The following is a 20935-nucleotide window of genomic DNA, read 5'->3' on the forward strand; positions in this document are numbered from 1 at the left end:
CTCCTTCTCATTTAATTCTCCTTTCTCAAAAAAATATAAAATTGAATTTCCCTCCGCTCTCAATATCCTTCGTTTTTGGGTAGACGACAAAAAAAGGCATCCGTTATGATTAGATGTCTTGAAAAAGTTGTTAGATTTGGTTTTCTAGAAACGGGTTACATAGATAATCACTACTCTAAAAAACGAAGGTTTTTGATAAAATATTTCTATTAGTATTCATGCATGTTTTCCTTACAAGAATCATCATACTTGGAGAAGGCAAAAAAACAAAATCGTTCTTTTCATCGACGCCTGAAAAAAGCGAACAACGCCTACAGCGGCTTGGTATGGGCGTGATCGGTTATTTCAATTTCTTGCGGTAAGGATCGATCGTTTGTTCTAATTGGTGCCAATCTTGATCATCTGGCACTTCTTTTAACAAGAGGTACGCTGTTTCAATGACAGAGTCCAACACGTAGCGAGAATAATTAGTTACGATCAAATCAACCTCATCTTGTTGTAAGCTTTCGCTTGTTAGAGACTGTAATGGCAGAAAGGTTAGCTTATGTTTCGATCCAAATTGTTGGATCGCGCGGGTTCGAATATACTGACAGATGAAATGATCGCCCTCTAAAAGGAAGTAAATGGTTTTCTTTGGTGAGTACAAGTCTAAAATTAACCCGCTATACAGTGTTAAGCTAACACAAATATCTTCTAAATATTTAGATAGACCAAAGGCAATAAGTCCCTGTTCCTCCAAAAAATGAAGATTCTTCTGGTATGTTTCATGATCAGAATAAATAACTTGCTCTTTAATATCTGTCATTTCCTTATTTAATGCAGGTGCAATCAAATGATTGAGTTTTCTCGATAAAAAAAAGGATCGTATAAACGTGGCAACTGTTTGGCGGTTGGTTTGCGGTAGTTCATGCATTTTTAAGAACGCCTCGGTCAACTGAGCGCTTTCTTTTTCTTGATGGAAATGATCATAAAAGAGTTGTTCCTGATCTTCACGATCTAGTGTACGCTCGACGATCGTCATTAAATAAATCCAGGCAAACTCTTCTTTGGGAATTTCGTTTCCATATAGCTGCTCAAAGCTTTCTTTCAAAGAATACATCAGCGAAAAATCAGCTCCGGTATAAGCCAGGTTTGTCAATTTTTCAGGCAAGTTTATGCTATACCCTAAACTGGCTCGTTTTAAAGCAATAAAACACGTATAGTAAAGAGCTGTTGGCGTCGTCCCTGACCCAATCCTATAATTACCGAGTTTTCCATTTAACTGTGTCAAAACCAGGTCTTGGACGGCAGGGTCTGGCAGTACGGTGTAGCCTGTTTCGATTCCTTCGTAATAAAAATCTTTGAAAAATTTGCGCAGACTGGCTTCATCTCCTTGAATCGTCAGTGGGTTTGACGCCCACTGCAGCCCGTAGCTTTTTAGTGCCGAATTGCTTTGCGTGAGCATCCGGCGAAACGAACTCTCTGAAAAGTGATAGTAATCCGCTAGTTCATCGACTCGATACAACTTGCCATAAAAAATATTACCAATGATTTCAAACAAGCATTCATTTTCCAATAGATGTTGTTTTCGTTCTTGATAAATCGACGGTCTTGTTTCTTCAAATACAAAACCACTGTTTCCAGACATCAATGTGATACTTTCCCCAAAATAATCTCGCATATATTTTAGATCATTAGCGATCGTCCGTTCCGTCACTTGAATTTTTTCTGCCAGTTCACCGATCGTAAAGAGACGATTACGCTCGATGACACTTAATAGTTTAAATAATCGACTCGTCACGCGATTACTGATAAAAGCCAATTGTAGATCCCTCATGTTTCCCCCTCATTTCCAATTGAATGCTTAATAGTACTATTACATACATAGCATAATCGTTGAAAATGATAAACCTTATTTTTCATCAAAATTGATAAATAAGTAAAAAAGAACAGGAGGAGGGCGCTTACAGTTGGAAATTGTTCACTAAGGAGACAAATAATAAGTTCAAACAAGCTTTTTATATACCCACTCAAATAATAAAAGCACATAACCGTGCTAGACCCCCAAAGAGTACAGCTTTTGATCTTTCTTTATGGATCCGAGTACGCACAGCTATCTCTTTTCTTCGATACGTATTGTTCATTGGGGAAGAAACAATCCATGCTTCGTTTACACCGATTGCTACACCGTCACTATTGATCATTTGGGGCATATGTAATCAATCAGTTTCCTCTTTTTATGAATCGATTTGTTCTTCATGATCGACCCAAAAGATCCGTTTGAGAAGTACGTGTGGTGAGTTGATTATTGGAATTAATAACAATTCTCTTTCATCTCTCCTGTGTTTCTCCTATAGTAAAAAATGATGTCAAAAAATTTTAATTTTCTGACACAAGCGTACCCTAAATAGACACTAGCCAATCATTGAAAAATCTCGATTTCTAATGTATGATTAGGGTGTATTTTAAATAATTCGAGAAAGTAGGTAAAAAATTGAAAATTGCTTATATTCGAGTTTCGTCGATTGATCAAAATGAACAACGGCAAATTGAAGAAATGAAAAAGTATGGCGCAGAAAAAATTTTCATCGAGAAACAATCTGGAGCAACGATCACCCAACGACCGATTTTTCAGGAAGCTTTAGAGTTTGTCAGAGAACAAGATATTTTTATTGTCGAAGCCATCGATCGATTAGGCAGAAATTATGACGAAATCATTGACTCAGTCAATTACCTCAAAAAGAAAAATGTACAACTAATCATCACTAGTTTACCAATCATGGCTGAAGCAATTGGAAATCCTCTCCTGGATAAATTTATTAAAGATTTGATCATTCAGATCTTGGCCATGATTGCTGAACAAGAGCGTTCTGAATCTAAACGACGCCAGGCACAAGGAATTAAGATTGCAAAAGCGAATGGTGTTTACAAAGGACGTCCTAAGTTATATAGCGCAGATACAAAAGATCCCCAACTTCGCCTTGTTTATAAAAGCATCGTTGAGGATCTTGAGAATGGCGTTGCTATTTCAAAGATTGCTAAAGCTTACAATGTTACGAGACAAACTGTATACAGAATCAAAAAAGATGGCATGCCCAATGAGTAATAGTTGTCCATGTTACTTTGATATATTATTCTAAACAATTTGTGACACAATAAATTGTTGGAAGTTTTTCACCGTAACTTTTCTATAATGTAATTCATTTAGATTGATTTTACCATCTGAAAATAGTAATTTTTTACCTATTGGTATTAAATCATTTATAGGAAAAATACTCAAAACTTCATCTTTAGGATTTTTAATTACAAAGAAATTTTCAATTATTGATTCAACCTTATTGTAAGTCTCAGCATATTCCTTAGGGGTTAGATTTTTATCATATATATGAATAATTTTTTTTATATTAGCCTCGTAAAATTCTCCACTCATTTCTTCTAAAATTTTACTTTGTCCTTTTTGTACTAGTTTATCTCTAGTTGATGGTTCATTAATAACGAGTACATCAATATTATTCAAAAAAAACTCAGAAATACTTTTTAATTTATTTTCAAAATATTGAGTCATAAGTAGCTTTGAATCAATTTTAAACTTATAGTCAACTTTTTCATTTGTAACGATTAATTCAAATGCCCCAAATTGGGCTCTTACTAGATTAAACTTTTTTGGTAACCTATATTTTATTTTTTTAATAAATAATTCAAGATACGATTCAACTTTAATTATTAACGAAGTGAATTTTGGAATTCTCCCACCATTATTCTCTACACTATCTAATATTTTTTCAAATTCATTTTTTTGATTCTTTTTAATTTTATCTGCTATATCCCTAGATAGATAGTCATCATTATTTTTATTCTTATTTACAAATTCATTTATTGTTTGTATTTCATTTTTATATACTGCAATTAAATGACTAATTTCTTTTTCATTAAGTTCTTGACCATGTTTTATATAACCACGTAATTTTTGAATCAATCTCTTTTGAATTTTTTTAAAGCTATCCTTATAGTAAGAAGGTAAAATAATTTCTGTACTAGTTAAAATATTAGTGTTTGTTACTAGAACTTCATAGAAATACGGATTATAACTCAATAAATTTTGATACCTTGTATATTCTTCATCATTTGTTATTAATTTTTTCATTGTTCTTAATTCTTTAAAAGAATTTACACAGTCTCCACCAATTAGTAAAATATTGCCATTTGTTTTGTTCTCAATTTTATATTGAAATTTATTGGGAGTAGCACATAATTGGCATTTTTTAAAATCACCATTTTTTGCTACTAATCTTGGGTTTTGTTTGTCTGGAATCCATTCTTTTCTAGAAAACTCTAACCAAAACGGTAAACCTTGTTTTATCTTATTAAATATATTTAACTGAATAGCAAGGTCAATAGAAATGGTATTATTTTCCTCAAGTATTCCAAAAATCTCTGGTTCAGTATTTTTAACAAAATCACTAAAAAGTAATAACTTTCTGTCCTTCGAGTTAATTAATAGTTTATTAGACAAAATATCCCCTCCCATCTAGCTAAATTTATATTATCATGTTAAATCACTTGAAACAAACATGCGTTTGTTTCAAGTTTCAATAATAATTGTAAAAATAAAACGTACATGTCTTTACAACCAGTTTATTGACCATGAATTGATTAAAGATTCAATCATTCAGATATTGGCCATGATTGCCAAACAGGAACGTACAGAATCTAAACGCCGCCAGACACAAGGAATTAGGATTGCAAAAGCGAATGGTGTTTACAAAGGATGGCAACCTATATATTACAGACGCAAAAGATCCCCAACGTCGCCTTGTTTATAAAAGCATCGTTGAGGTTTTAAATCAGGGGGTTGCTATTTCAAAGGACCATAATATTACGAGACAAACAGTTTATCGAATAAAAAATACTAATAATTAGCTATCTTCCATTGTCTCAAAAGTAGTTAGATATGTTCCTGTAATTTTCTCGCTGCTTAAATTTGAACTGGAAAGTAATTGTTGACATTTTGCCTCCAAAACATCTTCACCTACATGAGATTCTATTAGTTGATTATAAAATTTTCTAACTTCACTTATAATAAGCAATATATTAGGTAGTGTGAGTACTAGAACATTTTCTGCATAAGAAGAGTGAGTGGCTTTGTTGTCTGAATGAACACTAACTGGCAATGCTTCTATGTCAGAATAGTTATCTTTAAACCATTTTTCTGCAACAAGAAGCTGTCCATGTTCCTCTTTTCTAAAAGCATTATTTTCTTTTTTTCGACTTTTAGCTTCTATTATCAAACCCTTTTTTTCACTAATTAGCCATAATAAATCTGGCCCTACTCCCTCATCATCATATCTTTCTGCTGAAAACCCCAAAATAATACCTAGATTTTTTAATGCTTCTTCGAATTGATTTGCACTAGATTTTGGAGTAATAAATGATTCTATCTCATCAATTTTAGCAAGAATTCCTCGCGGCTCTTTAAATTCTTTATACTTTCTAATTATCATTTTAGATTGGCTAGAAGGTATTTTTAGTGGAATGTATTCAACAGTTGAATTATTACTTCTAAATAAATTGGTATTATTAAAATATGCTTGATTTTGATATTCTTTAGACAAACTTTTATTTTTCAATATATATGCGATTCTAGCAGCAAGCTGTTGCAACCAGCCCTTTTCATTTTTGTCTATAGAATTGCTTTTTTCTAAAAATTCATTTATTTTCTCAATAGCTTTATCTAAACATCCCTTATTACATAGATTTACTATTTTTCTTTCTAACATAGCAAAAGATAAATCTTTGTCTAGAATTTGATCACTATCAATATACTCCACTAATTCTCTAGAATGATACCCAGTCCATCCACTATCTCTGTTCAAACTCTGATTTATAACTTCAGATAAATCAGAAATGCTTTTTACCTCTTTGCTTACATTCTTGCCTATTTCAATTTGGGCTTTAGTAGCACTTGTAAAATAAGAAAAATTACTTTCTAAGCTAATCCATGAAGTTAAATCTTTTCCTACAAGTATATCTATACAATAATCGGAAGATCCTCTTGCACCTCTACCTAGTCCTTGTTCAATCCTTTGAGTCATCATTCTTGTAATAGTATCCCCACCCATCAAAGCTGTTGCTCGAAAAATTTCATAACTTGAGGTACCCATTGGAATACCATCCATTATTAAAAGTCGACAAGCATCTCCTGGCAAATCAATTCCATCATACCTGTTTGAAAAAACAACTGGACCAAATTCATCCTTGTTCTGCATTTTCTCCACAATATCATTTACCTCTTCTGACCCTCTTAGAAACTTTACATCGGGTTCCCAACGACTAGCTTTTTCATCAGAAGGAGATATAATAACGGCGCCATGTTCTCTCTCAGCAACATTTTTTAGTAATTGCAATGAGTCTTTAAAAGAATCAAATGGAAAATCCATTAATCCTGGTATTAATATCATTCGTTCGCTTATTCCGGCCACAGACTTAGATGTTAAAGGATGATCTACTGCACTCTCAGTCACATTAAATGTTCTTATAATATCACCATCATCTGAGATAGTAGCAGACATATATATTTTTCGTTTTGCATTCATAAATGTGGGGAAAATATTAAGCATTGGTTGAATAGGTGTTATTGTAAATTTATTCTTACTAATGAAACAATGACACATAGTTAACTGATCTCTAATTAATGGCCAGGAAAATATATCTATATTTTTAACTTTTTCACTTACATATTGTATAGATTCTATAAATTCCCAATATGGTACTTCCAAAACCATCTCTTCTTTTCCATCAACAACTTCATCAAACGTTCCTTGTTTCCCAATATCAATAAAACTTTTCCTAAAATGTGAGCAAAGTTCGCCATATAAATCTTCATGGTCACTCCTACTTATTTCTAAAGTAAAATTGTCTCGTATAACTGATAATGCTGCATGGGCATCATCAAAAATAATCGCTGCAACATTTTGAATAGAAGGTTTTCCTTGAATCCCAAATTTACTTTTTCCGTTAAATAATGCCGAATAAGTTGCTATCATGATAGCTTTGCCATTTACAAATTCTTGTGATAAACTCTCTCCCCTTTTATATTTTACTGCAGATATTCCTAATTCAACTGCTTTATCATAAGTTTGATTGACTAGCTGATTAGTAGGTGCCAAATATAATACTGGTTCTTTTAATTCATTTATTGTTGACTGAGCAATCAACAACCCCACCATTGTTTTACCTCCACCAGTATGCAATTTTATAATATTATCAGCTTCGTCTCTTTTTTTATACCAAGAATTCAAAACTTCTGATTGACTAGAGTAAAGATCGTTTATCCCTTCAGGTTTAGGCATTCTTCTAAATATCTCAATTGGATCAATAATTTCTGGTACTTTTTCTATTTTCTTTAATTTACTAAAGTCTACCATCCACATACTCCTTTATTTTTTACCTTTTAGATTATTATATTGTTTATTCTAAATATTGTCATTTTAAAAATATATTACCGCACAACTCATATGTCCATTAAAATTAATTGCAGTATTAACTTCAAACGAAAGTCCAACAGGGTATACTCTGTTGGACTCTAGGTAAATATCTTACTAAACCTAATTAAGTGAGCAACTGAAAGAATTATCAAATAAGCAAGTTAAAAAGGATCAAAAACTTAAAAGCTTCTGATCCCTTTTATTAATTGTATTTCTTGTTTGTAACTTTTAGTAACTTATTCAGGATTTTAGAATTAACAATAGGGATTCAATTAAAATCGTTATACATTGTCCCCACAACCAATAACTATTTATCAGCATTTTTAAAGACACCGACAAAAATTAATAATTTTATGATCCAATAGTAAAAATTAACTCTATCTAATTTAAATAAATAAATCACTAGTAACCATATCTAATATTAGATATAGACATTAGTTCTTTTAATTTTTTAGATTGATTTTCATTTAACGATACACCGTCTTTTTTTATTGCATTAGATATCTCTATATTCATACGACTTAAAACTAACGGAACTGAAGTTCCTTCATTTTTCAACTTTTTAAGATAGGAGCCTAATACTTTTCGAAGAGATTCATTTCCAAGATCTATCTCTAAATCATCTAATAATTCAGTAATAATCACTTCTGCTTTTTTACGTCGATCGTCTCCACCAGAAAACCACTTTAAATTACTCATTTATTCATCCTCCTTGATTCCTTTTTACGAATCCCTTTCGTCTAAATCAATGATTATGTCACACTTGTCTATTAATTTATCATTATGAGATATAATAATGATTGACTTGTTAGGGTACTTTAATATTTTTTCAAAAATCAGCATTTCAGTTTTAGAATCTAGAGCACTCGTAGCTTCATCTAATAATAAAATTTTACTTCCTGATAATAAAACTCTTGCTAAAGCAATTCTTTGCTTTTGACCACCTGATAAATTCGCACCATTTTCCTCTAGATACGTATCAAGTCCTAGAGGAAGCGCAGTAATATAACTCCATAAACAAGTATCTTTCAGTACTTTTTCGAGTTCTTGTTCATCAGGAATACTTTCTAAACCTAAAAATAAATTGTCTTTAATAGTTCCACTCATAATAAAAGATTCTTGAGGCACATAGGTAATCAACTTACGTAAATCTTTTCTATGAATATTTTCAATATTTTGCTCATTTATACAAATTCTTCCATTATCTGGAGAGTAAAATCCAGCTAGAAGTTGTGCTAAAGTTGATTTCCCAGCACCACTATCACCTTTTACTCCTATATTTTTACTCACAGGTAGAGAAAAACTCATATTATCTAACACATTAGGATATTTAGTAGAATAACTAAAATATACATTTTCAAATGTAATCGTTGCTTTTTCAGTTAATTTAGCCAAATGAATAAACTTGTCTTTATTTTCATTATTTATAGAAAATACATCGTTAAGCCGATTATTTGCAACTTGTGCTTTTTGGAATTTTTCTTGTAGATTTATTATATTTTGTAGAGGTGTAGAAAAAAATATAGATAATGAATTGAAAGTTATTAGTTCTCCTATTGTAATTTCTCCATTGATAACATAATACGAACCAAACCATAATACAAAAGCCGAGGTTAAAAGAGAAACCAAAATTTTTAAATTTTGAATTATAGAATCATACATATTTCTCTTTAGTGATACATCAAAAAATTCATTTAAACTTCTATATATTTGATTTACAATCTTATTCTCACTACAAAGTGCTTTTATAGTATATATTCCGTTTAATCCTTCAATAAAATTAGAATCAACTATTGAATTTGTTTGCATCTCTTCTCCGTTTAATCGACTCATTTTTTTATTTGATCCTAATATAATTATTATATAAAATGGAATAGAACTTAACGTTATTAAAAATAATTGTTTATTAATATTGATCAATATAATCCCCACAACAATGACTGAACTTAAATCTAAAAAAATAGATATAGTAAAGCTAGCTAAAGCTTCTATAATTTTATTAGCATCAGAAAATCTAGAGACAATATCTCCAGTTTTTCTTTTAGAAAAAAAGGAAGCTGGTAAAATGAAAATATGATCTAAATATTTAAATAAAATGCTTCTACCTACATCTTGTCCTAGCTTTTCTAAATTATATCTTCTTGTAATTTCAAATATACTTGTTATAAAAATGCCTATGATATAGCTAATTGATATCATAAATAGATTTAAAAAGTCTTTTTCAGGAAGTAACCAATCTATTAAAATTCTAAAATAGTAACTTGATAGTATTCCTATAATTGTTATTATTAATGAAGATAATATCACCAATAAAATTTTTTTATATTGATCTTTTAATAAACTTATTGAAGAAAAAAAACTTTTTTTTGTATTATTTATGGGTTGGAAATCAGGCGTCTTTTCAGCAACTAAAATAACACCAGTCCAATTGTTGTTGAACTTTTCTATTGATTCTTTGTATTTTCCAATCGCAGGGTCAGCTATTAACAATTTCTCTTTTTTCACACCATATACAATACAATAATGAAGAAATTGATTATTCATTACTATATTAGCAATTACGGGATAATTGAACTCATTTTCTTTCCATACATCACTATTAGCTTTATAGGCTTCACAATTTATTCCTAATTTAGCAAATCCGTTAACTATACCTAATGCACAGGTACCTTCAGAATCGGTTTCAGTTAAGTCTCTTAAAACTTCCACTGAACTCCATGAATGAAAATTATTTAAAATCATCTGCATACAGGCTATACCACAATCAACTTCATTATACTGTTTTATTAATTTTTGTCTCAAAGAATCACCTATAAATAAGAATACTCATCCATAGAATTTTTGAATGAGTATTCTAAAAATATAATATACTAAAATAAAAGGCTCAAATTAACTTTTCCAACCAGCTGCTCCACCAGTAGCTAAATTCGCAGCAGAATTATTTCCAATAATGCCAATAGCTTTTCCCCAATCAACACTGCACCCTTTTTTATTACATGAGACTCCATTACCGTAGTATTTTCCACCTACTACTTGTGACATTTCTTTTGCTGTTAATTTCTTCAAAACTTAAACCTTCTCTCATTTTTTGAACAATAAATAATTGTCCTTATTTAAAAGATAGCATATTATTTATATTTTTTAAGTTAAAACCACGTTATTTTAACTTACAATTTTGTCATCTGAAAACATATTTTATTTTATTATTAATATGGGCTTCATGAATGTAGCTTTTGATGTCATAAAAGTTATTTTTAATGTCATAATCGTAAATATACTTACTTTGATTCATTTGCCTAAATCTAAAAAAATATAAAAGTTTGTCTCAAATAATTTAAATTAATAAAAGCCATCGGCACAGCAAGAAGACATAAGAACTATTCCGTATGCAACACTCTTTAAAAAAGAATAATTGATTAATATAAGCATCCAAGAGTGCACAAAGGGCAAAAATCCCTTTAAGCGATTTTTGCCCCTATTTAACTTTTTTATTTTGAATACTTGAATACCGACTTATCTTTTTAGTTAAATCTATTATAAAAATCAAACCGAACCATTCATAACCATTGAATTACTCATTTATTCATCCTTCTTTGTAATCTCTCAATAAATTGATTTAGCTTTTTCGTATCACTAACTGACAGCATGCCAACCTTTTTAAAAGATATGTTCTCATTGCTTTTTTGTATAGCCCTTAAAGAACCAACATCAATCCATGACTGTTTCTTTAAGCCAGTTTTTTCCCATTCAGTAATTGGAAAATATACTTTCTTTATCTTTTCTGACTTTTTCTCATATTGGCTTGTTATTCCGAAAAATTCTACCCTATCTCTTTTGTCACTTACTACCAATATTGGTCTTCTTTTACCTCCGCCTTTATCCGTAAAAGCTACGTAGACAGTCACTATTTCATTAGGCTTCATTGAACCACTCTTCTAACTTCTCATCGGTATCTAGAAAATCTACTGGCATATCTTTAGTTAGCTGTTGCAATCTGATCCCTTGCTTTTCCTCTTCACTTAGCTTTATCTCTACTGGAAACTCACCTCTTGCGACAACTTGCTTGTAAAGGATTGTAATTGCTGTCGTAGGATTTAATCCTAGTTCTTCCAATATCATTTCGGCATTCTCTTTTAAATCCTTATCCATTCCGACCTGTATTCTACTTTTTTCAATTCGTTTTTTTACCTTCATTTTTCCCATCCCCTTCTGAGTTGTTTATACTCAATTTTGCAGATTTTAAATGACTTTGCGATTACATAATACTCTTAAATCACTTGTATTACAAATAATTTAGTCAAATCAAAACTCTATTTTGTTGTTTTTAATAAACATGATTTCTATACAGTCTTTCAATTTCACTTAATACAAAAAAAGAACCTTTAACAACTATCAAATAGCTGTTAAAGGTTCTTTTTTAATCTGCAAATTGCCCTGATTTATAAACTGCTTCATAGTTACCTGATTGTTTGTCATCATCAAACAGAGAATCAATCTGATACGTTTGTAGTTTATCTTTAAATAAATTCACTTGATATTTTCTGTTAAGGTCATTGGGTTTCCCTTCGAATGGAATCCAGCTATCAACCAGATATAATTTGGTATCCGAGTCATAATAAATAAGAAAACTAAAATCATCCTCCGTATAGCTATATCTTTCGTCTCCTGAATTTAGCGTATTATTATCAATTCGGATTTTACTTTCAATAATTTTATCAATTACTTCTTGTGTTCCCTCATCTTTTGTTGAAGATCCTCCACAAGCACTTAATAACACTATAGCCATACCAGAAACCAACACTAACAACCATTTTCGCACAATATCCGACCTCATCTTTTTCTTTTAATTATAACAAACCTCAACCAAAATAACACACTTAATTAAATTATTCACATGCTCTCAGTATTTTTCTTTGAATACCTGTTCTTCGAAAGACTCAATTTTATTCTCACTCGTGATTTGACAAATTAACACACTTTGAATCGTGACATTGTTTACTGTGGACTCACAAAAAATAGAATAATGTGCTGGGTCGTCCAAATTTTGATAAATTCCTTTGACAAAACCAACCGAATCATAAGCGACTTCAACCTCAATAGCCAGTCCGTTTTCTTCAATCAATTCTGGTGTTCCGTACTTTGCCAATGCTTTGTTTCGATCATTAATCGACTGAAAATTATAATAGGCGTTCGCAAATTCGTTTAAGACTTCTTTCTCTGACACTTCTTCATCGCCACTCTCTCCATCAATTTCAGCTACAACGCTCGTATTAGTACTACGAGAAGAGTCTAACGTATCATCGCTAGTCGATATTTCTGTTTGCGGACTATGATCGGTGTCATAAAAAAGGTCTTTCGAATCAGCTTTTGTTTCATTCGATTTTTCAATACTACAACCACTTAAAAAAACAACTAATCCTAAAATAATAAGACTAAAACTCGCAATTTTCTTCATAAAATTTCCTTTCCATTCGACTTATTTAGGTGGAATGACAATCGAGGAGATCGCTCCAGAATGATAAAATTCTCGATCTAACTTCGCACAGACCATCCCTAATTCCGTATTCTGTTCATAGGTTTGAATCCGCCCGCCTTGTAACCCTCGGATAATACCTGTATGACCATACGTAGGATCGGCGCTCCATGAACCTACTTGTCCACCTCTTGACCAGTTAATAATCGCACCCACTACTAATTGATCATAAGTAGGATTTTTAATGACTTTCCAGCCGACAGCTGACCAATCATAAGCAATGCCAATATCAGAAGCAGACTCTGTATTACCAATGACATGGCTTAACGTATAACGAGTCCCTGCACCTAAGCCACAACCATTTAAAACGCCTGAATATTGGGCTGTTAGTCCATAACACTGTCCATTCCCAACACGTTGTCCTAAAAGGTTTTCTAACTCTTTTAAGCCTTGTGAACCAGTTGCCTGCCCTGTTGGAAGACTAGGAGCCAAAGTTTGCCATTTTTTTATCGCAAACTCATCATAATTCGTTAAATGATTGGCTTCAATAATGGACATACAACTAGTGAAATAAGGACTACTTTCAGTAATTCCCGCTGCGGCATAGCCACCCCGACCTAAAATGAGTAAACACGCTCGTGGATCTTTATTCCCCACAACGGCATTAAAATTGGATTGACTAGCCAGCATAAAGCCATAATAACTAAAGCTTGCTTTTACAGAAGGAAACTTCATGTACCAGCCCCCTTCTGAGCCATTCACGCCTCGAGCGGAACCTTTAGGAAAGGGACAACCGGCAAACCATGTAATACCAAAAAAATTATTATCTTCTTTAGCGGGTTGAGAAGTCCCCCATGCACTTTCATACGCCCACTGACTCATCACAACACTCGGTAACAAACGATACTTGACCGCTGTTCCTACAGCGAACTGCGCCACTTCGTCAGGGATATTCCCTTTGCCTGTTATTTCTGGAAATTCAGGTAATTCTTCGGTATATTCGCCTGTAAATCCGATCTCTTCCCCACCAGTTGAGCCGACATCATCTAAAACACCACCAAAGAAAAAGATAAAGAAAAAAAGAAAGAGACAAGGGACAGCGACAATCCCTAGCCATTTCCATTTTCGATACTGTTTAACTGCTTTCATCTTCTGCTTCTTTCACATCTTCCATATGAATCATTACTTCTTCTTCCATTGTTAGCTGATCGTCGCTGGCTTCATGAGTATCGGCTGAATGTTCAGGAGAAATAATCGGTTGATCTGTCTGATTGTTTTCTAAATCGGACGAATCTGTTACTTGATTTTCAGAAGGAGTCGGTGAATCATAAGAAACGCCTGTAGAAGGTTCGACATTCTCGATAGATACAGGCTCTTTGTCATCTACTTCTTCTATCACCTCACGCTCTTTGATTTCAGAAGGCGTTAGGTCATCAAGTGATTCCTCCTCAAATCCCCCCTCTTCTGCCTCTATTTCTAGAGGTTCCACTTCAGATTCTTGCTCAAAATCATCAGCTATTTCAGGTAGTTCGCTTAACTCGTCTTCATCGAACGCTTCGTCGTAGTCGTCATACTCTTCTGGAAGGTCAAGCGCCTCATAATCTTCCTCAAATTCGTCTTCCTCCGCCCAATCTTGTTCTGGTATATCAAGCGAATCTTCCTCGAGTTCTTCTAGTTCTGACGGCTCTTCTTCGTATTCAAAAGTCTCTGAATTTTCTTCCTCGTCTGACTCCATCATAGTTGGATCTTCCTCCGTCAACCGATCATTCGACGTATGATCCTCCTGATCGGAATTGGAATTGGAATCTGAATCCTCAAACCCTTCAATTAACGACCGTCCAACCTCATCAGAATTCATAGTTGATTGACGCCCAGTTAAATGATTCGCATTGTTTCCTTCCCCTTCTGACTCTGTCTCTGGATCTTCTGTTTCTGCTATTTTGTCTTCCGTTAACCCCTTCTCTCGGTCGCTTGTGTGTAATCCTGAATCAGGGATCGTCACATTTCCAGTTATACGACCACCAGTCACAAAGGATAAGATTTTCCCAGAATTTTTATAAAGCAGTGTAATAACAATAATTTTAACAATTAGCGCCAAAATACACGTAACAATATCGACGGTTCCAGCCATACGAATAATCGAATAGTCAATCAATGTCATAATAAAATAAAACACAAACAAACCTAAAGAAATAAAGGCGCCACCTAAAAAGACCGCTAAAATCTTTCCTAACGCATTGAACAAGGAATTGCCAAATTGTGGGATCATACTTAACATGGAAACGATCGGCAGTAAGAATAACATACAAAAAATCAATAATTTTAGTAGAAATTTCGTAGCTGCAATTAATAAAAAGACCCCGCCAACAAAAATATTATTCACTAAGGAAAAAATGGAAATAAATAATTTATCCCAAATACTATCAGGTGTTAGATAAACATTTTTTTCGCTGGCATTTTCTACTAGTTCATTAATTTTGTTTATTTTATCTTCCTTCTTGTCTCCAGCGACTTCATTTTCTTTATACAAGAATTTTTCCTGTTCTTCGGTAATTTGGACGGTTCCAAAATTGATCATAGAATAGGGTTGTTCGATCGCCATCGTAAAATACGCTTCTCTAATGCGATCTACGGACGATTTTTCCCCGACATTTATCGTCTCTTTCGCAATCTCACCATTTTCTCTAAATGTCGGTACCTTGACCGCTTTAACAAGTTGCGTTTCAAAATCATCGGCTAAATGGTTAATGTCTTTCATATACTGTTCGCCATTGCTATAGATCACTGAGTTAATCCCAATAATACAAAAAAGTAAAAACATTTTCTTTAGCGCTTCATTCGGATTTTTGAACATAAATACACAAAAGATTGAAAAAATTGCCACTAAGAAAATTAATATCCCAACAGAACTAAACAATGAATTATACATGGCAATTATGGTTGTAAAAACCGAGCCGATTGTTTGATCAAACACATCATTCGATAAAAAAATCTGTAACCCCAAATCAAATACACGATAAATCCACGCATTCGCAGTCAAAATAAAATTGATCAAACCGTTCATTGCTTGATAGAACGTTTCACTGGCGCTAAACCAAAAAGAACCTTTTGTGTACAGTAAGGAACGATATGAATTAAGTGCATAATTTCCCATGTCATTCCTCCTTAACTAAACCGTTGTTCGGCATTTGAGCCACTGGTTTCTTTGACCGTTTGGAATAATTGAAGCATTTCTGGAAAAAGAGCATGTACACTGATTTTTTGCACATTTCCATAAGGATCAAGCATCAAACACTGTCCTTTCTTCATACCAGATAACCACTCTTTATTTTTTTCTGAAACAGTCACCCCGACATGTTCCAAAATTTTATCTTCTTCTTTTGGTTCATTGAAAGCAAAAATAGTACCAAAATTTCCATGATCGTCTTCTTGGTTCACATCTGCAACTGACTGTGTAGAATAGATCAACATATTATTTTGTGACCGACCAACACGTTTCATTGCATTCAAGACTTTTCGACCGACAGGTGACGTATTGAACAGCCATGCTTCTTCAAACACTTCAAACGTTTCTTCCTCTTCATTCATTGCACCGAATCGTTCACAAAACTTACCTAATGGCACCATTAATGCTAAACTACTTTTTTCTGCCGTCGTATAAAAGCGTGGATCATCTGTTTCTTTTGGTACAGATAAACCTAAAACGCCTACAATCGTAATTCGATTAGTAAAACTTAACCCCTCCGTGTTTCCATTACTAAAACCTAAACGCAAGACACTACCAGCTACTTTTTCAGCTAATAAATCCCCTACTTGTTTCACTTCTTTTTCTTCATGCCCTTGAAGCTTTTCAATCACATTCATCATACCTACACGTTGACCTTGCGCTCGTTCTTCAATGGTTAAACGGATATTACGTGAAACTTCTGTTTGTGCTAAACGACTATCATCTAAATTGATAATTTGATAAATCATTGCTTCTGCAGTATCTTTTGCGTCTGTTCCTTTCAAAAACACAATAGGATCAAGAACGCCCCAGTTTTCTTCTTTGTCAGGATCAAGTGCGACTAAATGAAAAGACCGAACGAGACGATAAAGATAGGGATATTTCTTTTGATTTTCTTTTTTGGCTAGGAAAGCCTTTATTTGTTTATTTTTTTCTGTCTTCGGATCAATAAATAACCCTTTGACGTCTAACATTGCCATATACATGAATAATAAACTGACTAAGAAGGATTTTCCTTGTCCAGTTTCACCAGTAACGACTTGGTGTAATGAAGCAGTTTTCATTGCCTCATTATATTTATTGGCGACAAAAGGATTAGATAAAATAATATTACGACTTCCTCGAATCGCACTTTGCAATGTACTGGCAGGTGTTAAATGGGGATCAACACGCCCTAAATACCAACCAGTATGATAGCCCACACGTTGATTGATCGCTAATAAATTTTCGCAAAAGCCTGCTACAGTCGTTGTTTGAACCCATTTCTTATCAGCTGTTTTTAAGCTCTCACCCATCATAAACTTGTAAAATAAATAAACTTGTTGGAATTGCGCACGAGAAATCTTGATTTTTCGTGCTTTAAATAAAGAAATAATCATTCCTACACGTTTTCGACACTCTTTCTCATCTTTGGCATATACGACAATCCCACCTAACCAATCGACAATTTCTTTTTCAGCGTTTAATTGCTCTTGCAAATTTCCAACGACTTTCCGACTATCTGAAATTTCTCGACCTTCTGCGTTTCCTACTGCTCGACTCTCTCGAACCACATTCTTTAAACGTAAAGAAGAACGATTCGCCTTCCCTTCCATGCCTAAAGCGCCCTTAGTTTGCGTGAAATTCAATTTAAAACGAAGTTCCACCGGAAATGGCAAGGTCTGTACAATCTCCGCTACGTGCATGTAAGAGACTTCTAAAGGGGTATCAGAAATAGGCAACACCGCAATCGCGCTCTCACCTTCAATACTTTTTAATTTCAATACACCTGCTCGACTGCTTGGATCAATTTCAGAATCAGTAATATTTTCCAATGTATCATTGGCATACTCCTCTTCTAATGTATGGGGCATATTCCGAATAAAGTTCAGTCGGTTCAAGTACTTCATTTCTTCTTCATTTAATGGTTTTCCTTGAAACAAATTCATTTTCCGTCTGATTAATAATTCAGCTTCTCGATAAGCTAGAAATTCTTTTTCGCCGACAACAACGTCATACCCTAGTTGTGTCACCACATTGGTACGGAATTTTTCATACGTTTTTTTCATTCCGTCTTTAAACGAATCAATCAATTCATTGGATTTCAATGGAACCCCAATAATCCAATCATAGGTATAAATCAATCCCATTTCATGTTCCAAACGTTTAATCGTATTTTTTGCATAGTATCTAGCTACCTCTGGTAAATCCTTACAAAACGAATCCGACAATTCTTCAAATCGTTCTTCTAATGTCATATCTTTTGGTACCATAAAAATATCGACATTTCCACTTTCCTTTAGCTCACCTATCAAGTGTCGAAATTTTGCCTTTACTTCTTCTTTCTTTTTATCTGCTGTCACTGGCATACTGACAGATTGAATACGATAATATGCCCATATTTCATTATCTTTTGTATACATCATATTCTCGTATACATGCTTTAATGGTATTGCTAATTTCACAAGATCCCTCCAAAAAAGCTAGGAGAATTTCTCCTAGCCCATTTTTTCAAATTGTATTTTTTCATCTACTTCTGCTCGATACTTTTTATCCTGATAAATTCTTTTAGGAATTAACTTATATTGAAGAATATAGCTCACAGAATCCCATAGATAATGATAAATTTTCAAACCGTCTGGCTCAACGCTATCGTACATCATCGTGACACTGATTGGGATCAACGCATAACAAGCTAAATCAAGCCCCGGTATCACACGTAACATGATCATCAGCGGTTTAAATATGGTAAAAAGAGAAAGCAGTGTTAAGGCAAACACCGCAATCTTTGTTACTTTTATCGGATTTTCTAATGAGAATTTTTTTGTCAATTTTTGTACCATATAAGGAACATTTAGTGCTTTTTTATAGTTATATAGATTCTTACGTTTCATGGCTTACCCACCAAAAATTGGTTTAAATAAATGACCGATAGAATCGAAGATAACCACTGGATCACTGGCTAAGAACCAAATAAACGCCCCTACAACAACGGTTGATACCATCATGCCAATCTTTTGCTTAAAGATAAAGTAACAACATAAGGCTAACACAATAATCCCTAATGCTGTTTTCATTTCTCCGGTAAACCATACTTTGGTATCCCCTAACGTTGGTTTGGCTGCTGCTAGATAAAAACTCGTTGATAAATTTACAAAACTGGTTGATAACATATTAATTTAGTCCTCCTAAATAATGATTCATTTTTATAATTTTGTATTGATCGCCTGCTTTTGAAATTTCAAAAGAGAAGTCTTCTTGGTGTAATGCACTTGTGGCATTTTCTTTAAAGGTCGCTCGAACATAGCCATGAATCGAACCTTCTGACTCATAGTATTCAGAAGAATCAATCGATTCTAAAGTATACGCTTCGCCCATCGATTCCACATCGTTCATCATGTATTCAAGTTCTGCCTCTGTTCCACTAGCATATTTTTTTAGAAATAATTCGCAAAAATCATTTACATTTGTATGATCAGTATCTGTTAATTTGTTTCCTTCTTCTTCTACTTCAATACCAGAAAAGCCTGTTTTAAAACTTTCATTTTTAGAAATGGAAGGTAAAGAAACTAAACTAAATTTTCCGTTGTTTTCAACTAAATGCACGACATATACGGATTGATCTTTGATTTTTTCATCTGCTTGTTCTGTCATTGTCACAACTCGATACTTAGCATGAATGATTTTATCGGTCGTATCCACATCAATAAGTTCTGACGAAATAAACTCACGATTGACCGTACTACTCTCTAATTTTAATGAGACATTATCTGCAAAATAAGATTTTAATGCTTCATTTCTAGTACTCATTTCTACACTATTTGTCGATAAAGGAATGTACGTTTCAAAAAATTCTTGCATATAAAAATTCATTCGATAAATGGACGAATAATTGGATTCATTTGAACCAGCGAATTCTTTAGGAAGTTGAGTAACACTCGCCTGTACCTTATCGACACGAGAACTTAACCCTAACGTACGTGTGAAACCAAGCACACTGATACTAACCAATAAAACTAAACTAGCTAAAAATAAACGATTAAATGTTTTAGCTTGCATTGGTTTTAAAGACTGTTTCCCAGTCTTATCTTTTTTAAAGAATTTTTTTGGCTTAGACTCTAATGCAACAGTGGAAAACTGTTCCTCATTTGATACATTCGAATCGTTGTCAATCTCCTGTTTTTCTTCTGTTTCTTCTTTACCCTCATTCTCAGGAATCTGTTCCTGTTTCAGTACTTCCTGTTTTTCTGGGACTTCTTGTTCTTCTTGTTTTTCTTGTTCTTCCTGATCAATTTGACTTATTAAAATTTTTCTATGAATAAAATCAATACGTTCAATTGCTTGTTGATTGTAATAATGCTCGCCTTCTTCATCAATCAATACAATTTCTCGTTCATTTACGTAATAAAATTCATTTAAAATTTGTTCACGTGAAATAGTCGAATCATACGCATAATATTCTTTTTCATAAATTTCATTATTTAACCGAACGGTAATTTTATAACTATCTGTCCGATCACCTTTCACAAGATAAATTTTAGATTCTTCTTTTTTTGCACTTTTTGGTGTTTCTAATTCTCTAAAATGCACTGGCTGTCGATTTTCTTCCTCCTCTCTTTTTTCCTGTTCCGTTGCTTTTGTCTTTTTTTGCTGTAAAAAATGAGCTAATACATACCCAGCCACTCCAATAACTACAACAAGACAAACAATAAATAAAACTATTTGTAACGCCACATCAACACCCCTTTCTTTAAGTTTTGCTCATCTTGACCCACAATGGCTTTTGCTTCAATT

At 33.2% G+C, this 20935-nt stretch carries 18 protein-coding genes and 1 pseudogene; 2 read left to right on the forward strand and 17 right to left on the reverse strand.

The window, feature by feature from the left end; translation table 11 throughout:
• Positions 1 to 340: 340 nt before the first annotated feature.
• Entirely contained in the window at positions 341 to 1816 is a 1476-nt protein-coding gene (locus I2F89_RS14380; RefSeq protein WP_195514559.1) for a helix-turn-helix domain-containing protein, read from the reverse strand.
• Positions 1817 to 2009: 193 nt separating this feature from the next.
• Positions 2010 to 2192 (reverse strand): hypothetical protein, encoded by a 183-nt coding sequence (locus I2F89_RS14385; RefSeq protein ID WP_178946897.1) that lies wholly within the window; start codon positions 2190 to 2192, stop codon positions 2010 to 2012.
• A 281-nt stretch (positions 2193 to 2473) separates the two neighbouring features.
• Between I2F89_RS14385 and I2F89_RS14390 the strand changes: the two genes are divergently transcribed.
• On the forward strand, positions 2474 to 3085 hold the full coding sequence (locus I2F89_RS14390; protein WP_178946898.1) for a recombinase family protein: 612 nt from the start codon (positions 2474 to 2476) through the stop codon (positions 3083 to 3085).
• A gap of 30 nt (positions 3086 to 3115) precedes the next feature.
• Here the strand turns inward: I2F89_RS14390 and I2F89_RS14395 are convergent, their stop codons facing one another.
• On the reverse strand, positions 3116 to 4492 hold the full coding sequence (locus I2F89_RS14395; protein WP_178946899.1) for a hypothetical protein: 1377 nt from the start codon (positions 4490 to 4492) through the stop codon (positions 3116 to 3118).
• A 133-nt stretch (positions 4493 to 4625) separates the two neighbouring features.
• Here I2F89_RS14395 and I2F89_RS14400 point away from each other — a divergent pair.
• Positions 4626 to 4899: pseudogene (locus tag I2F89_RS14400) on the forward strand (recombinase family protein); the annotation flags it as partial.
• Here the strand turns inward: I2F89_RS14400 and I2F89_RS14405 are convergent.
• From I2F89_RS14405 to I2F89_RS15730, 14 genes are all read right to left on the reverse strand, one after another.
• The gene (locus I2F89_RS14405) at positions 4896 to 7403 is read right to left on the reverse strand and encodes a DEAD/DEAH box helicase (protein WP_178946900.1); all 2508 of its coding nucleotides are present in this window, start codon (positions 7401 to 7403) and stop codon (positions 4896 to 4898) included. The pseudogene I2F89_RS14400 and the gene I2F89_RS14405 sit on opposite strands and share 4 nt — an antisense overlap.
• A gap of 462 nt (positions 7404 to 7865) precedes the next feature.
• Complete coding sequence (locus I2F89_RS14410) at positions 7866 to 8162, reverse strand: bacteriocin immunity protein (RefSeq protein ID WP_023524142.1); 297 nt, start codon at positions 8160 to 8162, stop codon at positions 7866 to 7868.
• 24 nt (positions 8163 to 8186) lie between these two features.
• On the reverse strand, positions 8187 to 10265 hold the full coding sequence (locus tag I2F89_RS14415) for a peptidase domain-containing ABC transporter (RefSeq protein WP_178946870.1): 2079 nt from the start codon (positions 10263 to 10265) through the stop codon (positions 8187 to 8189).
• Between the two features lie 87 nt (positions 10266 to 10352).
• Positions 10353 to 10505 carry a leucocin A/sakacin P family class II bacteriocin gene (locus I2F89_RS14420; protein WP_039729568.1) on the reverse strand — a complete coding sequence of 51 codons (153 nt, stop codon included), beginning with the start codon at positions 10503 to 10505 and terminating at the stop codon, positions 10353 to 10355.
• Between the two features lie 533 nt (positions 10506 to 11038).
• A complete protein-coding gene (locus I2F89_RS14425; protein ID WP_023520799.1) occupies positions 11039 to 11386 on the reverse strand; it encodes a type II toxin-antitoxin system PemK/MazF family toxin in 348 nt (115 codons plus the stop codon).
• Positions 11376 to 11657: a type II toxin-antitoxin system RelB/DinJ family antitoxin gene (locus tag I2F89_RS14430; protein WP_041684767.1), complete on the reverse strand. Its 282-nt coding sequence runs from the start codon at positions 11655 to 11657 to the stop codon at positions 11376 to 11378. The genes I2F89_RS14425 and I2F89_RS14430 overlap by 11 nt, the downstream gene beginning before the upstream one ends.
• Positions 11658 to 11880: 223 nt before the next feature.
• Positions 11881 to 12282, reverse strand: coding sequence for a hypothetical protein (locus I2F89_RS14435; protein WP_224435013.1), 402 nt, complete (start codon positions 12280 to 12282; stop codon positions 11881 to 11883).
• Between the two features lie 81 nt (positions 12283 to 12363).
• On the reverse strand, positions 12364 to 12918 hold the full coding sequence (locus I2F89_RS14440) for an EF0163 family protein (protein WP_023520796.1): 555 nt from the start codon (positions 12916 to 12918) through the stop codon (positions 12364 to 12366).
• Positions 12919 to 12939: 21 nt separating this feature from the next.
• Entirely contained in the window at positions 12940 to 14085 is a 1146-nt protein-coding gene (locus I2F89_RS14445) for a glucosaminidase domain-containing protein (protein ID WP_178946871.1), read from the reverse strand.
• The gene (locus tag I2F89_RS14450) at positions 14072 to 16090 is read right to left on the reverse strand and encodes a CD3337/EF1877 family mobilome membrane protein (protein WP_023520794.1); all 2019 of its coding nucleotides are present in this window, start codon (positions 16088 to 16090) and stop codon (positions 14072 to 14074) included. The genes I2F89_RS14445 and I2F89_RS14450 overlap by 14 nt, the downstream gene beginning before the upstream one ends.
• An 11-nt stretch (positions 16091 to 16101) precedes the next feature.
• Positions 16102 to 18606 (reverse strand): ATP-binding protein, encoded by a 2505-nt coding sequence (locus I2F89_RS15725; RefSeq protein ID WP_178946874.1) that lies wholly within the window; start codon positions 18604 to 18606, stop codon positions 16102 to 16104.
• Positions 18607 to 18639: 33 nt separating this feature from the next.
• Entirely contained in the window at positions 18640 to 19035 is a 396-nt protein-coding gene (locus tag I2F89_RS14460; RefSeq protein ID WP_023520792.1) for a conjugal transfer protein, read from the reverse strand.
• 3 nt (positions 19036 to 19038) lie between these two features.
• Positions 19039 to 19314, reverse strand: coding sequence for a TcpD family membrane protein (locus I2F89_RS14465; protein WP_178946875.1), 276 nt, complete (start codon positions 19312 to 19314; stop codon positions 19039 to 19041).
• Between the two features lies 1 nt (position 19315).
• On the reverse strand, positions 19316 to 20875 hold the full coding sequence (locus I2F89_RS15730; protein WP_178946876.1) for a conjugal transfer protein: 1560 nt from the start codon (positions 20873 to 20875) through the stop codon (positions 19316 to 19318).
• Positions 20876 to 20935 lie beyond the last annotated feature (60 nt).

The organism is Enterococcus sp. 1001283B150225_161107_E12, assembly GCF_015556925.1.
Lineage (GTDB): Bacteria > Bacillota > Bacilli > Lactobacillales > Enterococcaceae > Enterococcus_B > Enterococcus_B mundtii.

What these genes read in the sequence shown, in the direction of transcription:
- I2F89_RS14380 (WP_195514559.1), bottom strand. Translation starts at nt 1,816, where the DNA reads ATGAGGGATCTACAATTGGCTTTTATCAGTAATCGCGTGACGAGTCGA.
- I2F89_RS14385 (WP_178946897.1), bottom strand. Translation starts at nt 2,192, where the DNA reads ATGCCCCAAATGATCAATAGTGACGGTGTAGCAATCGGTGTAAACGAA.
- I2F89_RS14405 (WP_178946900.1), bottom strand. Translation starts at nt 7,403, where the DNA reads ATGGTAGACTTTAGTAAATTAAAGAAAATAGAAAAAGTACCAGAAATT.
- I2F89_RS14410 (WP_023524142.1), bottom strand. Translation starts at nt 8,162, where the DNA reads ATGAGTAATTTAAAGTGGTTTTCTGGTGGAGACGATCGACGTAAAAAA.
- I2F89_RS14420 (WP_039729568.1), bottom strand. Translation starts at nt 10,505, where the DNA reads ATGTCACAAGTAGTAGGTGGAAAATACTACGGTAATGGAGTCTCATGT.
- I2F89_RS14425 (WP_023520799.1), bottom strand. Translation starts at nt 11,386, where the DNA reads ATGAAGCCTAATGAAATAGTGACTGTCTACGTAGCTTTTACGGATAAA.
- I2F89_RS14430 (WP_041684767.1), bottom strand. Translation starts at nt 11,657, where the DNA reads ATGAAGGTAAAAAAACGAATTGAAAAAAGTAGAATACAGGTCGGAATG.
- I2F89_RS14440 (WP_023520796.1), bottom strand. Translation starts at nt 12,918, where the DNA reads ATGAAGAAAATTGCGAGTTTTAGTCTTATTATTTTAGGATTAGTTGTT.
- I2F89_RS14445 (WP_178946871.1), bottom strand. Translation starts at nt 14,085, where the DNA reads ATGAAAGCAGTTAAACAGTATCGAAAATGGAAATGGCTAGGGATTGTC.
- I2F89_RS14450 (WP_023520794.1), bottom strand. Translation starts at nt 16,090, where the DNA reads ATGGGAAATTATGCACTTAATTCATATCGTTCCTTACTGTACACAAAA.
- I2F89_RS14460 (WP_023520792.1), bottom strand. Translation starts at nt 19,035, where the DNA reads ATGAAACGTAAGAATCTATATAACTATAAAAAAGCACTAAATGTTCCT.
- I2F89_RS14465 (WP_178946875.1), bottom strand. Translation starts at nt 19,314, where the DNA reads ATGTTATCAACCAGTTTTGTAAATTTATCAACGAGTTTTTATCTAGCA.